At 63.1% G+C, this 13,424-nt stretch carries 25 protein-coding genes and 1 pseudogene; all 26 read left to right on the top strand.

Translation table 11 applies throughout. From position 1 onward, the window contains the following. Nucleotides 1–81 (top strand): annotated as a pseudogene (locus GJ654_RS18260) (elongation factor Tu); the annotation flags it as partial. A 68-nt stretch (nt 82–149) separates the two neighbouring features. Next, nucleotides 150–458, top strand: a complete 309-nt coding sequence (gene rpsJ / locus GJ654_RS18255; protein WP_085773755.1) for a 30S ribosomal protein S10 — start codon at nt 150–152, stop codon at nt 456–458. A gap of 127 nt (nt 459–585) precedes the next feature. Then, nucleotides 586–1,323, top strand: a complete 738-nt coding sequence (gene rplC / locus GJ654_RS18250) for a 50S ribosomal protein L3 (RefSeq protein WP_155447609.1) — start codon at nt 586–588, stop codon at nt 1,321–1,323. Between the two features lie 3 nt (nt 1,324–1,326). Next, nucleotides 1,327–1,947 carry a 50S ribosomal protein L4 gene (rplD, locus tag GJ654_RS18245; protein ID WP_264586304.1) on the top strand — a complete coding sequence of 207 codons (621 nt, stop codon included), beginning with the start codon at nt 1,327–1,329 and terminating at the stop codon, nt 1,945–1,947. Next, a complete protein-coding gene (locus tag GJ654_RS18240) occupies nt 1,944–2,249 on the top strand; it encodes a 50S ribosomal protein L23 (protein WP_155447608.1) in 306 nt (101 codons plus the stop codon). The genes rplD and GJ654_RS18240 overlap by 4 nt, the downstream gene beginning before the upstream one ends. A gap of 21 nt (nt 2,250–2,270) precedes the next feature. Next, nucleotides 2,271–3,110: a 50S ribosomal protein L2 gene (gene rplB / locus GJ654_RS18235; protein WP_155447607.1), complete on the top strand. Its 840-nt coding sequence runs from the start codon at nt 2,271–2,273 to the stop codon at nt 3,108–3,110. A gap of 5 nt (nt 3,111–3,115) precedes the next feature. After that, a complete protein-coding gene (rpsS, locus tag GJ654_RS18230) occupies nt 3,116–3,394 on the top strand; it encodes a 30S ribosomal protein S19 (RefSeq protein ID WP_155447606.1) in 279 nt (92 codons plus the stop codon). A gap of 1 nt (nt 3,395) precedes the next feature. Then, nucleotides 3,396–3,776, top strand: coding sequence for a 50S ribosomal protein L22 (rplV, locus tag GJ654_RS18225; RefSeq protein WP_155447605.1), 381 nt, complete (start codon nt 3,396–3,398; stop codon nt 3,774–3,776). 10 nt (nt 3,777–3,786) lie between these two features. Next, a complete protein-coding gene (gene rpsC, locus GJ654_RS18220) occupies nt 3,787–4,542 on the top strand; it encodes a 30S ribosomal protein S3 (protein WP_155447604.1) in 756 nt (251 codons plus the stop codon). An 18-nt stretch (nt 4,543–4,560) separates the two neighbouring features. Beyond that, nucleotides 4,561–4,974, top strand: coding sequence for a 50S ribosomal protein L16 (gene rplP / locus GJ654_RS18215; RefSeq protein ID WP_155447603.1), 414 nt, complete (start codon nt 4,561–4,563; stop codon nt 4,972–4,974). 10 nt (nt 4,975–4,984) lie between these two features. Then, nucleotides 4,985–5,197, top strand: a complete 213-nt coding sequence (rpmC, locus tag GJ654_RS18210; protein WP_155447602.1) for a 50S ribosomal protein L29 — start codon at nt 4,985–4,987, stop codon at nt 5,195–5,197. A 15-nt stretch (nt 5,198–5,212) separates the two neighbouring features. Continuing rightward, nucleotides 5,213–5,455: a 30S ribosomal protein S17 gene (rpsQ, locus tag GJ654_RS18205; RefSeq protein WP_155447601.1), complete on the top strand. Its 243-nt coding sequence runs from the start codon at nt 5,213–5,215 to the stop codon at nt 5,453–5,455. Nucleotides 5,456–5,679: 224 nt separating this feature from the next. Beyond that, complete coding sequence (gene rplN, locus GJ654_RS18200) at nt 5,680–6,048, top strand: 50S ribosomal protein L14 (protein ID WP_155447600.1); 369 nt, start codon at nt 5,680–5,682, stop codon at nt 6,046–6,048. Beyond that, on the top strand, nt 6,048–6,365 hold the full coding sequence (rplX, locus tag GJ654_RS18195) for a 50S ribosomal protein L24 (RefSeq protein ID WP_155447599.1): 318 nt from the start codon (nt 6,048–6,050) through the stop codon (nt 6,363–6,365). Before rplN ends, rplX begins: the two co-directional genes overlap by 1 nt. Continuing rightward, entirely contained in the window at nt 6,358–7,020 is a 663-nt protein-coding gene (gene rplE / locus GJ654_RS18190) for a 50S ribosomal protein L5 (RefSeq protein ID WP_155447598.1), read from the top strand. Before rplX ends, rplE begins: the two co-directional genes overlap by 8 nt. A gap of 36 nt (nt 7,021–7,056) precedes the next feature. Continuing rightward, nucleotides 7,057–7,362: a 30S ribosomal protein S14 gene (rpsN, locus tag GJ654_RS18185; protein ID WP_155447597.1), complete on the top strand. Its 306-nt coding sequence runs from the start codon at nt 7,057–7,059 to the stop codon at nt 7,360–7,362. A gap of 10 nt (nt 7,363–7,372) precedes the next feature. Further along, nucleotides 7,373–7,771, top strand: coding sequence for a 30S ribosomal protein S8 (gene rpsH / locus GJ654_RS18180; protein WP_155447596.1), 399 nt, complete (start codon nt 7,373–7,375; stop codon nt 7,769–7,771). 17 nt (nt 7,772–7,788) lie between these two features. Then, nucleotides 7,789–8,322 carry a 50S ribosomal protein L6 gene (gene rplF, locus GJ654_RS18175; protein ID WP_155447595.1) on the top strand — a complete coding sequence of 178 codons (534 nt, stop codon included), beginning with the start codon at nt 7,789–7,791 and terminating at the stop codon, nt 8,320–8,322. A 12-nt stretch (nt 8,323–8,334) separates the two neighbouring features. Beyond that, the gene (rplR, locus tag GJ654_RS18170) at nt 8,335–8,691 is read left to right on the top strand and encodes a 50S ribosomal protein L18 (protein WP_155447594.1); all 357 of its coding nucleotides are present in this window, start codon (nt 8,335–8,337) and stop codon (nt 8,689–8,691) included. Nucleotides 8,692–8,870: 179 nt separating this feature from the next. After that, a complete protein-coding gene (gene rpsE / locus GJ654_RS18165) occupies nt 8,871–9,443 on the top strand; it encodes a 30S ribosomal protein S5 (RefSeq protein WP_155447593.1) in 573 nt (190 codons plus the stop codon). Nucleotides 9,444–9,454: 11 nt separating this feature from the next. After that, nucleotides 9,455–9,637: a 50S ribosomal protein L30 gene (gene rpmD, locus GJ654_RS18160; protein WP_088520746.1), complete on the top strand. Its 183-nt coding sequence runs from the start codon at nt 9,455–9,457 to the stop codon at nt 9,635–9,637. 14 nt (nt 9,638–9,651) lie between these two features. Beyond that, entirely contained in the window at nt 9,652–10,122 is a 471-nt protein-coding gene (gene rplO / locus GJ654_RS18155) for a 50S ribosomal protein L15 (RefSeq protein WP_264586305.1), read from the top strand. A gap of 134 nt (nt 10,123–10,256) precedes the next feature. Beyond that, the gene (gene secY / locus GJ654_RS18150) at nt 10,257–11,591 is read left to right on the top strand and encodes a preprotein translocase subunit SecY (RefSeq protein WP_155447591.1); all 1,335 of its coding nucleotides are present in this window, start codon (nt 10,257–10,259) and stop codon (nt 11,589–11,591) included. Further along, entirely contained in the window at nt 11,588–12,169 is a 582-nt protein-coding gene (locus GJ654_RS18145) for an adenylate kinase (protein WP_155447590.1), read from the top strand. The genes secY and GJ654_RS18145 overlap by 4 nt, the downstream gene beginning before the upstream one ends. Nucleotides 12,170–12,334: 165 nt before the next feature. After that, on the top strand, nt 12,335–12,703 hold the full coding sequence (gene rpsM, locus GJ654_RS18140) for a 30S ribosomal protein S13 (protein ID WP_155447589.1): 369 nt from the start codon (nt 12,335–12,337) through the stop codon (nt 12,701–12,703). Nucleotides 12,704–12,993: 290 nt separating this feature from the next. Beyond that, nucleotides 12,994–13,386: a 30S ribosomal protein S11 gene (rpsK, locus tag GJ654_RS18135; protein ID WP_155447588.1), complete on the top strand. Its 393-nt coding sequence runs from the start codon at nt 12,994–12,996 to the stop codon at nt 13,384–13,386. Nucleotides 13,387–13,424 lie beyond the last annotated feature (38 nt).

Genomic DNA, 13,424 nt, shown 5'->3' with positions numbered 1-13,424 from the left:
ATGGAAGAGAAGCTGCGCTTCGCCATCCGCGAAGGCGGCCGCACCGTTGGCGCGGGCGTCGTCGCTTCGATCATCGAATAATTTTTAGGCGGATAGCGTAGGTGCGGGCTGCCCGTCAGCCCGCACCGATTCGCTCAGAGGATCAGAAAATGAACGGACAAAACATCCGGATCCGCCTCAAGGCGTTCGATCATCGGATTCTGGACACTTCGACGAAGGAAATCGTCTCCACCGCCAAGCGCACCGGCGCTCAGGTGCGTGGCCCGATCCCCCTTCCGACCCGGATCGAGAAGTTCACCGTGAACCGCTCGCCCCACGTCGACAAGAAGTCGCGCGAGCAATTCGAGATCCGCACGCACAAGCGGGTGCTTGACATTGTCGACCCGACCCCTCAGACGGTCGATGCGCTGATGAAACTCGACCTCGCCGCCGGCGTGGACGTCGAGATCAAGCTTTAAGCTCCCGCCGCCGGCGTGGGCTTGGAAAACAATCTCTGAGTCACAGAGAGTAGATTTGGTTTGAGACGTCCTTGTGACGTCTCGCGGCGCCTCTTCGAAACGAATGCGCCCTGAAGGAAAGAGAAACATGCGGTCAGGCGTCATCGCACAGAAGGTCGGCATGACCCGCGTCTTCACGGACAGCGGGGAACATGTTCCGGTCACGGTCTTGAAACTCGACGGCGTTCAGGTCGTCGCCCAGCGCACCATGGAGAAGAACGGCTACACCGCTCTTCAGCTCGGCATCGGCCGCGCCAAGGTGAAGAATGTCTCCAAGGCCGAACGCGGCCGCTTCGCCCAGGCGAACGTCGAGCCGAAGATGAAGCTCGCCGAGTTCCGCGTGGCCGAGGACGCCCTGCTGCCGGTCGGCGCGGAAATCACCGCCGATCACTTCGTCGTCGGCCAGTTCGTCGACGTCACCGGCACCACCATCGGTAAAGGCTTCGCCGGACCGATGAAGCGCTGGAACTTCGGCGGTCTGCGCGCCTCCCACGGCGTGTCGGTGTCGCACCGCTCGCATGGTTCGACCGGCGGCCGTCAGGACCCCGGCAAGACCTTCAAGAACAAGAAAATGGCCGGCCACATGGGCACGGATCGGGTGACGACGCAGAACCTGCGGGTCGTTTCGCTCGATGTCGAGCGCGGCCTGGTTCTGGTTGAAGGCTCGGTTCCCGGTCACGCCGGCAACTGGATCTTCATCCGCGACGCCGTGAAGAAGGCGCTGCCCGCCGAGGCGCCCAAGCCTGGCAAGTTCCGCATCCCGGAAAGCAACGCCGCTCCCGAAACCCAAGCTGCGCCCGCGGCCAACGACTCTTCGGAGGGCTAAGCCGTGAAGATCGACATCACCACTCTCGAAGGCGCCGCGTCCGGCGCGCTCGACCTCGACGACGCCATCTTCGGCCTGGAGCCGCGCGAGGACCTGATCGCCCGCATGGTGCGCTACCAGCTCGCCAAGCGCCGCGCCGGCACCCATGCGGTGAAGAACCGCGCGGAAATCGCCCGCACCGGCAAGAAGATGTACAAGCAGAAGGGGACGGGTTCGGCCCGTCACGGCTCCGCCCGCGTGCCGCAGTTCCGTGGCGGCGGTCGCGCCTTCGGTCCGGTCGTGCGGTCGCACGCCCATGACCTGCCCAAGAAGGTCCGCGCCCTCGCGCTGAAGCATGCGCTCTCGGCCAAGGCCAAGGACGGTTCGATCATCGTGCTCGAGGCGGCCAACGCCGACGCGCCGAAGACCGCCGCGCTCAAGGCCAATTTCGCCAAGATCGGCCTCACCAACGCGCTGATCATCGACGGCGCCGAGCTGAACGCCAACTTCGCTCTGGCCGCGCGCAACATTCCCCAGATCGACGTTCTGCCGATCCAGGGCATCAATGTTTACGACATTCTCCGCCGCGAGAAGCTGGTGCTGACCAAGGCGGCGATCGATGCGCTGGAGGCGCGATTCAAATGAGCCAAGGCGCACTCGATCCCCGTCATTATGACGTCATCGTCGCCCCGGTGATCACCGAAAAGGCGACCATCCAGTCCGAGCAGGACAAGGTTGTGTTCAAGGTCCGCATCGACGCGACCAAGCACCAGATCAAGGCCGCCGTCGAACGCCTGTTCGACGTCAAGGTCGAGGCGGTGAACACTTTGCTCCGCAAGGGCAAGAAGAAGATTTTCAAGGGAACGCGCGGTGTGCGTTCCGACGTCAAGAACGCGGTGGTCACCCTGGCGAAGGGCCAGAAGATCGACGTGACCACCGGGCTCTGAGCTGAATTGAGGTAATGGCAAATGGCTCTTAAAACGTTCAAGCCGATCACGCCGAGCCTTCGTCAGCTCGTGATCGTCGACCGCAGCGAGCTCTACAAGGGCAAGCCGGTCAAGAAACTGACCGAAGGACAATCGTCCGCCGGCGGACGCAACAACAATGGCCGCATCACCGTCCGCTTCCGCGGCGGCGGCCACAAGCAGGCCTATCGCATCGTCGACTTCAAGCGTCGCAAGGAAGGCGCGGCCAAGGTCGAGCGGATCGAATATGATCCGAACCGCACCTCGTTCATCGCCCTCATCTCCTATGAGGACGGCGAGCAGGCCTATATCATCGCGCCGCAGCGTTTGTCCGCTGGCGACACGGTGGTGTCGGGCGCGCAGGTCGACGTCAAGCCGGGCAACGCCATGCCTTTGGCGGCCATCCCGGTCGGCACCATCGTCCACAATGTCGAGCTGAAGATCGGCAAGGGCGGCGCCATCGCCCGCTCCGCCGGCTCCTACGCTCAGATCGTGGGCCGTGACCAGGGTTATGTCATCGTTCGCCTGAACTCCGGCGAGCAGCGCCTGGTCCATGGCCAGTGCTATGGCACGGTGGGCGCGGTGTCGAACCCCGACCACATGAACACTTCGATCGGCAAGGCCGGTCGTCAACGTTGGCTCGGCCGTCGCCCGCACAACCGCGGCGTCGTCATGAACCCCGTCGATCACCCGCACGGCGGCGGTGAAGGCCGCACCTCGGGCGGCCGCCACCCGGTCACACCGTGGGGCAAGCCGACCAAGGGCAAGAAGACCCGCTCCAACAAGTTCACCACCAAGTTCATTGTGACTTCGCGTCACAAGGCGAAGAAGAAGAAGGGCTGACCCTGATGTCTCGCTCGATCTGGAAAGGTCCGTTCGTCGACGGATACCTCCTGAAAAAGGCCGAAGTGGCCTCTCAAGCCAAGCGCTCCGAGGTCATCAAGACCTGGAGCCGCCGCTCGACCATCCTGCCGCAGTTCGTCGGCCTCACCTTCGGCGTCTACAACGGCCACAAGCATGTGCCCGTGAACGTCACCGAAGACATGATCGGTCACAAGTTCGGCGAATTCTCGCCGACCCGCACCTTCCACGGCCACGCCGCGGACAAGAAGTCGAAGAGGGGCTGAGATGTCGCAGGAAAAAAATCCGCGCGCCCTCAAGGAGAATGAGGCCAAGGCGGTGATGCGCATGATTCGCGTGTCGCCCCAGAAGCTCAACCTCGTGGCCCAGCTCATTCGCGGCAAGAAGGTCGATCGCGCCCTGGCCGACCTGACCTTCTCCGAGAAGCGCATCGCCGCCGACGTGAAGAAGACGCTGGAAAGCGCCATCGCCAATGCCGAGAACAACCACGACCTCGACGTGGACGATCTCGTCGTCGCCGAAGCCTATGTCGGCAAGGCGCTCGTGATGAAGCGTTTTCACGCCCGCGCCCGTGGTCGCGCGGGTCGCGTCGAGAAGCCGTTCGCCAATCTGACGATTGTCGTGCGCGAAGTCCAAGCGTCGGCCTGAGGAGAAAACGATGGGACAGAAAGTCAATCCGATCGGCCTTCGCCTCGGCATCAACCGCACCTGGGACAGCCGCTGGTTCGCCAACAAGGGCGAATACGGCAAGCTGCTTCATGAAGACTTCGCCATTCGCGAAGCTCTGATGAAGGCGCTCAAGCAGGCCGCCATCTCGAAGATCGTCATCGAGCGTCCGCACAAGAAATGCCGCGTCACCGTTCACTCGGCTCGTCCGGGCGTGGTGATCGGCAAGAAGGGCGCCGACATCGACAAGATTCGCAAGCTTGTCGCCAAGCTGACCGCTTCGGAAGTCGCGATCAACATCGTCGAAGTGCGCAAGCCGGAAGTCGACGCGACCCTGGTCGCCGATTCGATCGCGCAGCAGCTGGAACGCCGCGTCGCCTTCCGTCGCGCCATGAAGCGCGCCGTGCAATCGGCCATGCGTCTCGGCGCCGAAGGCATCCGCATCAACTGTTCGGGCCGTCTCGGCGGCGCGGAAATCGCGCGCCTGGAATGGTATCGCGAGGGTCGCGTGCCCTTGCATACGTTGCGCGCCAATGTCGATTACGGCGTCGCCACCGCGCACACCGCCTACGGCACCTGTGGCATCAAGGTCTGGATCTTCAAGGGCGAAATCCTTGAGCACGATCCGATGGCCACCGAGCGCAGCGCCGAAGCCGCCGCCCATGACCATCACGGCGAGCGCCGCGACCGTCGCGACCGTGACGGCGAGCGTCGCGGCCCGCGTCCGCCGCGCGGCGATCGCGCCTGAACCTTGTGAGTTTGACCCATGCTGCAACCCAAGCGTACAAGATTCCGCAAGGCCTTCAAGGGCCGCATCAAGGGCGTCTCCAAGGGCGGCTTTGAACTGGCCTTCGGACAATTCGGCCTGAAGGCGCTCGAACCCGAGCGCATCACCGCCCGCCAGATCGAGGCCGCCCGTCGCGCCTTGACCCGTCACATGAAGCGCGCCGGACGCGTGTGGATCCGCGTGTTCCCCGACGTCCCCGTGTCCAGCAAGCCCACCGAAGTCCGCATGGGTAAAGGCAAGGGCGCGCCGGAATTCTGGTGCGCCCGCGTGGCGCCCGGACGCATCATGTTCGAGGTTGACGGCGTCGCGCCGCAGCTCGCCCGCGAGGCTTTTGCCCTTGCGGCCGCCAAGCTGCCGATCAAGACCCGCTTCATCGAACGCATTGCCGAATAAGGAGGGCAGGATGTCGAAACAAGATGGCCGCCTGAACGACCTCAAGGCGATGACCGAAGACCAACTGGCTGACGAATTGCTGAAGCTGAAGAAGGAGCAGTTCAACCTGCGCTTCCAGAAGGCGACCAATCAGCTCGAAAACACGTCGCGCGTTCGCGTCGTCCGTCGCGACGTCGCCCGCGTGAAGACCATCGCCGCGCAGAAGCGCGGCGAGGCCAAATAATAAAGGCGAAACCACATGCCGAAGCGCATTCTCCAGGGCGTTGTCGTCTCCGACAAGCAGGAAAAGACCGTGGTGGTGAAGGTGGAGCGCCGCTTCACCCATCCGCTGCTGAAGAAGACCGTCCGCCGCACCAAGCACTATCACGCGCATGACGAGGCGGGCGCTTTCAAGGTCGGGGATCAGGTGTCCATCGAGGAGACCCGTCCGATTTCGAAGCTCAAGTGCTGGATCGTTCTGCCGAACGAAAACAAGGCTTGATTTCTTCGGAAAAATGAACGAGGAAGCGGTCCTGCTTCCTCAATCGAAGTCTGCGCCGGGTCACGGTCGCCCCTCAACAGGGAAAACGACTGTGACGCCCCGGCGCATTGATTTCGGCGAACACCCCAGAATTGGGGAAGAACCCGCCGCGAAAGCGGTATCCAGGCGAAGTCCGGCCGGAATGATCCGCGTCGGAAACCGATCTGACAGAAAGGCTCGTAGCCATGATTCAGATGCAGACCGCCCTCGACGTGGCCGACAATTCGGGCGCGCGTCGTGTGATGTGCATCAAGGTGCTTGGGGGCTCCAAGCGCAAGTATGCAGGCGTTGGCGATATTATCGTTGTTTCCGTTAAAGAAGCTATTCCGCGCGGCCGCGTGAAAAAAGGCGACGTGATGAAGGCGGTGGTCGTTCGCACCGCCAAGGACATCAAGCGTCCCGACGGCTCCGTGATTCGCTTCGACACCAATGCGGCCGTTCTGATCAACAATCAGAAGGAGCCGGTGGGCACCCGTATCTTCGGACCGGTGCCGCGCGAGCTGCGCGCCAAGAACCACATGAAGATCATTTCGCTCGCCCCGGAGGTGTTGTGATGGCCGCCAAGATCAAGAAAGGCGACAAGGTCGTCGTGATCGCCGGCCGTGACAAGGGCCGCAAGGGCGAAGTGACCCTGGTGCTTCCCAAGGAAGGCCGCGCGCTCGTGTCCGGCGTCAATACGGTGAAGCGTCACCAGAAGCAGACGCAGGCGCAGGAAGGCGGCATCATCACCAAGGAAGCCCCGATCCAGCTGTCGAACATCGCGATCGCCGATCCCAAGGACGGCGCTCCGACCCGCGTCGGCTTCAAGATCCTCGATGACGGCCGGAAGGTCCGTTTCGCCAAGCGTTCCGGAGAATTGATCGATGGCTGAGGCAAAGACCCCCAAGAAGGGCGCCGCCAAGGCGGACAAGGGCGCCGAGAAGAAGGCCAAGGGTTCCGAGACCGTCGCCCACGCCGGCGCGGTCTCCTCGATCCCCGAGGGCTATGTCGCGCGCATGCGCCAGCACTACGACGAAGTGGTGCGGCCGAAGCTGATCGAAGAGTTCGGCTATAAAAACGCCAACGAAGTTCCGTCGATCGAAAAGATCGTGCTGAACATGGGCGTGGGCGACGCTGTCAACGACACCAAGAAGGTGACGCTGGCCGCCGCCGACCTCGCGCTGATCGCCGGCCAGAAGCCGGTCATCACCCGGGCCCGCAAGGCGATCTCGACCTTCAAGGTGCGCGAGAACATGCCGATCGGCGCCAAGGTCACGCTGCGCAAGACCCGCATGTACGAATTCCTGGACCGCTTCATCACCGTCGCGCTGCCGCGCGTGCGAGATTTCCGCGGTCTCAATCCGAAGTCGTTCGACGGCCGTGGCAATTATGCGCTCGGCATCAAGGAGCACATCGTGTTCCCTGAAATCGACTACGACAAGGTCGATACGGTTCTGGGCATGGACGTGATCGTGTGCACCACGGCCAAGACCGACGACGAAGCCCGCGCTCTCCTGCGCGCCTTCAACTTCCCGTTCCGGCAGTGAGCCGCAAGGCTCAGACGCGGAGACCAGAGGTAACTCATGGCTAAGAAAAGCGCTATCAACAACAACAAGAAGCGCGCCAAGATGGCGGTCGACAAGGCCGGCAAGCGGGCGCGTCTCAAGGCGATCGCCAAGGATCGCTCCTTGACCGTGGAAGAGCGTTTCGAAGCGACGCTCAAGCTGGCGGAAGTTCCGCGCAACTCCTGCGTCAATCGCGTGCGGAATCGCTGCGAAGTGACGGGGCGTCCGCGCGCCTATAACCGCAAGCTGAAAATGTCGCGTATCGCTCTGCGCGAATTGGGCTCCAAGGGTCTGATCCCGGGCCTGGTCAAGTCGAGCTGGTAAGGAGACCGTCATGGCGATCAACGATCCTGTGGGCGATCTGCTCACCCGCATCCGCAATGCGCAGATGCGCCGCAAAACCTCCGTCTCGACGCCGGGCTCGCGCCTGCGCGCCCACGTCCTCGACGTGCTCAAGGACGAAGGTTACATCCGTGGCTATTCGGTCACTGAATACGGCAACGGCCGCACCGATTTCGAAATCGAGCTCAAGTATTTCGACGGCCAGCCGGTGATTCGCGACATCACTCGCGTGTCGAAGCCGGGCCGCCGCGTCTATGCCGCTGTCGACAAGCTGCCGCGCGTCGCCAACGGCCTGGGCATCGCCATCATTTCGACCCCGAAGGGCGTCCTCGCGGATCATGCCGCGCGCGAAGCCAATGTCGGCGGCGAAGTGCTCGCCACCGTGTTCTGAGCCGAGAGGAGAACAAAATGTCTCGTATCGGTAAGAAGCCGGTTCCGGTTCCGGCGGGCGTCACCGCCAAGGTCGAGGGTCAGACGGTCACCGTCAAGGGCGCCAAGGGCGAACTGTCCTTCATCGTTCATGACGACGTGTCGGTCGAACTCAACGACAATGGCGTCAAGGTCGATCCGCGTTTTGAAACCAAGCGCGCCCGCGCGCTGTGGGGCACCGCCCGCGCCCAGATCAACAATCTGGTCGTCGGCGTCACCAGCGGTTTCGAGAAGAAGCTGGAAATCACCGGCGTCGGCTACAAGGCCGCTGTCGCTGGCAAGAATTTGCAGCTGTCGCTCGGCTACAGCCACGACATCAACTATCCGATTCCGGCCGGCGTCACCATCGCCTGCCCGAAGCCGACCGAAATCACCATCGCCGGGATCAACAAGCAGCAGATCGGCCAGATCGCCGCTGAGATCCGCGAGTATCGTGGCCCCGAGCCTTATAAGGGCAAGGGCGTCAAATACGCTGGCGAATTCATCTTCCGCAAGGAAGGCAAGAAGAAGTAAGGACCGCGTATCATGGCTAAGGATACCACTGATCGCCGTAAGGCGCGCGTCCGCCGCACGCTTCGCGCCCGCGCTTACGGAAAGCCGCGTTTGTCTGTGTTCCGCTCGTCGAAGCAGATCTATGCTCAGATCATCGACGACGCGAACGGCGTCACTCTCGCCGCCGCTTCCTCGATCGAGAAGGCGCAGCGCGAAGGGCTGAAGACCGGCGCCGACGTCGAGGCCGCCAAGGCCATCGGCAAGTTGATCGCGGAACGCGCGGTCGCCGCCGGTGTGACCGAGGTCGTGTTCGACCGCGGCTCGTACATGTACCACGGCCGCGTCAAGGCGCTGGCCGACGGCGCCCGCGAAGGCGGGCTGCAGTTCTGATCGGCGCGATCCGTTCAACGCCTTTGGCGTTGGACGCGCCGGTTGGCTGAGTTTTCAAACTCGTCCCGGAACGCGATTTTCGCGTTCCGGGATTGACGTTTGAGGAAAGCTCCCGTATCGGGAGCGACCCAGCGAGCGGGGGTCTAACGGGACCTTCCGCGCAAGTGACGGAAAAACAAATGGCTCGTGAAGAACAGGGCGGTCGCGGTCGCGATCGCAAGGATGAAGAGCGCGACAGCGAATTCGTGGATCGTCTGGTCCACATCAACCGCGTCGCCAAGGTTGTGAAGGGTGGCCGTCGCTTCGGCTTCGCCGCCCTCGTCGTCGTCGGCGACCAGAAGGGTCGCGTCGGTTTTGGGCATGGCAAGGCGCGCGAAGTGCCGGAAGCCATCCGCAAGGCCACCGAATCCGCCAAGCGCGCGCTGATCCGCGTGCCGCTGCGCGAAGGCCGCACCCTGCATCATGACGTGAACGGCCGCCATGGCGCGGGCCGCGTCGTTTTGCGCGCGGCGCCCGCGGGTACTGGCATCATCGCCGGCGGCCCGATGCGCGCTGTGTTCGAATCGCTCGGCGTCCATGACGTCGTCGCGAAGTCGCAGGGTTCGTCGAATCCCTACAACATGGTTCGCGCCACGTTCGACGCGCTCAAGGCCGAGGATTCGCCTCGTTCGGTGGCGGCGCGTCGCGGTCTGAAAGTGTCCGTGCTGCAGTCGCGTCGCCCCGGCGGCGAAGACGGCACGGCTGAAGGCTGAGGAGAACGGACATGACGGACAAGACTGTCACGGTCGTTCAGACCAAGAGCCCGATCGGCCGCCCCGCCGACCAGCGCGCGACTCTCGTCGGCCTGAAACTTAACAAGATCGGCCGCAAGGCGGTGTTGAAAGACACCCCCTCGATTCGTGGTCAGATCGCCAAGGTCGCGCACCTCGTGCGCGTCGAAGATTGAGGATCGCGACCATGGTGAAACTCAACGACCTCTCCGACAATCCCGGTTCCTCCAAGAACCGCATGCGCGTCGGTCGCGGTATCGGCTCCGGCAAGGGCAAGACCGCGGGACGCGGCGTCAAGGGTCAAAAGGCCCGCACAGGCGTCGCCATCAAGGGTTTTGAAGGCGGCCAGATGCCTCTGCATCGCCGTCTGCCCAAGCGCGGCTTCTGGAACCCCTTCTCCGTGGATTACAACGAGGTCAACCTCGGTCGTATCCAGCAGGCGGTGGAAGCGGGCAAACTGGACGCCTCGGCGCCCGTGACCCTGGAAGCCCTGATTGCCGCCGGCGTGATCTCCAAGGCCCGCGACGGCGTGAAGATCCTCGGCAATGGCGAAATCAGCGCCAAGCTCGCCTTCGAAGTCGCCGCCGCGTCCAAGTCCGCTGTCGCCGCCATCGAAAAGGTTGGCGGTTCGGTGAAGCTGCTGGCTTCCGCCGAGGCGTGATTTTTCTTTAGGCGAAAGGCGCGAATGCGCGTGATTTTGCCGGGATGAACGGTTATTGACGGGGCGGAACTCGAAGGAGTTGCGCCCCGTTTTCGCATCATTCATGCGCGCGTCGCGCATTTGGAGCAGTTTTCATGGCTTCGGCAGCTGAACAGCTTGCGGCTAATCTCAACTTCGCTTCGCTCGGCAAGGCCGAAGAGCTCAAGAAGCGTATCTGGTTCACCCTTGGCGCTCTGGTCATCTACCGCCTCGGCACCTACATCCCGCTGCCCGGCATCGATCCCGTGGTGTTCGAGCAGAGTTTTCATGGCAAGCAGCAGGGCGTGCTCGAGCTGTTCAACATGTTCGCCGGCGGCGCCGTGCAGCGCATGGCGATCTTCGCCCTGAACATCATGCCCTACATCTCGGCCTCGATCATCGTGCAGCTGATGACCTCGGTGATTCCCGCGCTGGAAACGCTGAAGAAGGAAGGCGAGCAGGGCCGCAAGGTCATCAACCAGTACACCCGCTATCTCACCGTGGCGCTCGCTGTGTTCCAGGCCTATGGCATCGCCATCGGACTCGAGGGGCAGACCGGCGTGGTGACGGAGCCCGGCTGGTTCTTCCGCGCCTCCACCGTGATCACCCTCACCGGCGGCGTGCTCTTCCTGATGTGGCTTGGCGAGCAGATCACCTCGCGCGGCATCGGCAACGGTTCGTCGCTGATCATCTTCGCGGGTATCGTCGCGGCCTTCCCGTCGGCGGTCGCCAGCACACTGGAGCTGTCGCGCCAGGGCGCGATTCCTCCGGCCGTGATCGTCGGCGTCTCCGTCATGTCCTTCGCGGTGATCGCTTTCATCGTCTTCATGGAGCGCGCCCAGCGCCGGCTGCTGATCACCTATCCCAAGCGCCAGCAGGGCAACCGGGTTTATGAGGGGCAGACCTCGTTCCTGCCGCTAAAACTCAACACCGCGGGCGTGATTCCGCCGATCTTCGCCTCGTCGCTGTTGCTGCTGCCGATCACCTTCTCCAATCTCGCGGGCGACGGCGGAACCAGCGGCTTTCTCGGCTTTCTCGCGACCTATTTCGGTCACGGGCGGCCGGCGTATATCGCCTTCTATGTCGGCATGATCGTGTTCTTCGCCTTCTTCTACACGGCCATCGTGTTCAATCCCCAGGACACGGCGGAAAACCTGAAGAAGCATGGCGGCTTCATTCCGGGCATCCGGCCCGGCGAGCGCACCGCGCAATATATCGACCACGTGCTCACCCGCGTGACCGTGCTCGGCGCCGGCTATCTCGCCATCATCTGCCTGCTACCCGAAATGCTGATTTCCCAATTTGCGCTGCCGTTCTATTTCGGCGGGACGTCCCTGTTGATCGTGGTCTCCGTGACCATGGACACGGTTGCGCAGATTCATGGCCATCTCCAGGCGCAGCAATACGAGGGACTGGTGAAAAAGGCCAAGCTCAGGGGGAAGAAGAAATGAGGCTCATTCTGCTCGGACCGCCGGGGGCCGGCAAAGGCACCCAGTCGGCGCGCCTGGAACAGAAGTACGGCATCCCGCAGCTCTCGACCGGCGACATGCTGCGCGCGGCGGTCAAGGCGGGCACCCCTGTCGGCTTGAAGGCCAAGGCGGTGATGGAATCGGGCGGCCTCGTCTCCGACGAAATCGTCATCGGCATCATCGCCGACCGAATCGACGAAGCCGATTGCGCCAAGGGTTTTATCCTCGACGGGTTTCCGCGCACGGTCGCGCAGGCCGAGGCTTTGACGGCGCTGTTGAAGCAGAAGGGGCGCGGTCTCGACGCCGTGGTCGAGCTGTTGGTGGACGACGGCATTTTGCTGGCGCGAATCGAGGGCCGGGCGCGCGACACCGTCGCCGCCGGCGGGACCGTACGCGCCGACGACAATCCGGAAGCGTTCAAGAAACGTCTGGCTCAGTATCATGAGCAGACCGCTCCGGTCTCGGGCTATTACAAGTCCATCGGCGAGCTGCGCACCGTCGACGGCATGGCGCCGATCGACGAGGTGACAAAACAGCTCGACGCGGTGCTGGCGAAATGATTTACCGCGCCGGTTGACGGCGCGGCGGAATCGTTCTAAGCGAAACGTCTTCTACGGCGCTCCTGCTGGAAAGCAGGAGCGTTGTTTTTATACCCGCAGGGGCCGGCCTCCACCGGACGCGGGTTTGTCTGGGCGCAAGCCCGTCAACATGGAGCATGTGAAAAAATGGCTCGTATAGCTGGCGTCAATATCCCGACCAACAAGCGCGTGATCATCGCGCTGCAGTACATCCACGGCATCGGATCGAAGAAGGCCGAGGAAATCTGCGAAAAGGTCGGCATTGCCGCGGAACGCCGGGTGAACCAGCTTTCGGACGCCGAAGTGCTGCAAATCCGCGAAACCATCGACCGCGACTATATGGTGGAAGGCGATCTGCGCCGCGAAGTCGCGATGAACATCAAGCGCCTGATGGACCTCGGCTGCTATCGCGGCCTGCGCCATCGTCGCGGTCTGCCGGTGCGCGGCCAGCGCACCCACACCAACGCCCGCACCCGCAAGGGCAAGGCCAAGCCGATCGCCGGCAAGAAGAAGTAAAATCCGGCCCAAATGGGTGGGGCCGGGCTACAAATGGCGTTTTGCTCCGCTCCGATGCTCACGTACTCAAGTACGCTCCGCTTCGGTGCTCGCAAAACACCATTTTCGCCGCAGCCTGACCCATTTGAATCCGAATTTTGGCAGTTCCACTTTCGCGCAAACAGCGCGAGATCATAGGGCGGCTCAAACGGCCGCTCGCCAACCCCAGCGCCGAAGGGCGCGCGTCAGCGCGGCCGTCGGATTACCTTAGCGACCGGCATTACGGGCGCGCTCGAAGGGCAGTTAAAAATATGGCCAAGCAGGAAAACACCCGCGTTCGCCGCAGGGAACGCAAGAACATCGCCTCCGGCGTCGCGCATGTGCATTCGTCGTTCAACAACACGATGATCACCATCGCCGACGCGCAGGGCAACACCATCTCCTGGTCGTCGTCCGGCACCATGGGGTTCAAGGGCTCGCGCAAGTCGACCCCTTACGCCGCGCAGATGGCCGCTGAAGACGCCGCCCGCAAGGCCGCCGAGCACGGCATGCGCACGGTTGAAGTGGAAGTGTCCGGTCCCGGTTCGGGTCGTGAGTCCGCGCTGCGCGCGTTGCAGGCCGCCGGCTTCACCGTCACCTCGATCCGCGACGTGACCCCGATCCCGCACAACGGCTGCCGCCCTCGCAAGCGCCGCCGCGTCTGATTATATATTGGGTTGGCCGCCTCGCGCGGTCTCGTGTC

This window comes from Rhodoblastus acidophilus (assembly GCF_009720655.1).
GTDB lineage: Bacteria > Pseudomonadota > Alphaproteobacteria > Rhizobiales > Beijerinckiaceae > Rhodoblastus > Rhodoblastus acidophilus_A.
Note: the sequence above shows the minus strand (reverse complement) of the source record. Positions and strands in the feature narration are given on the sequence as shown.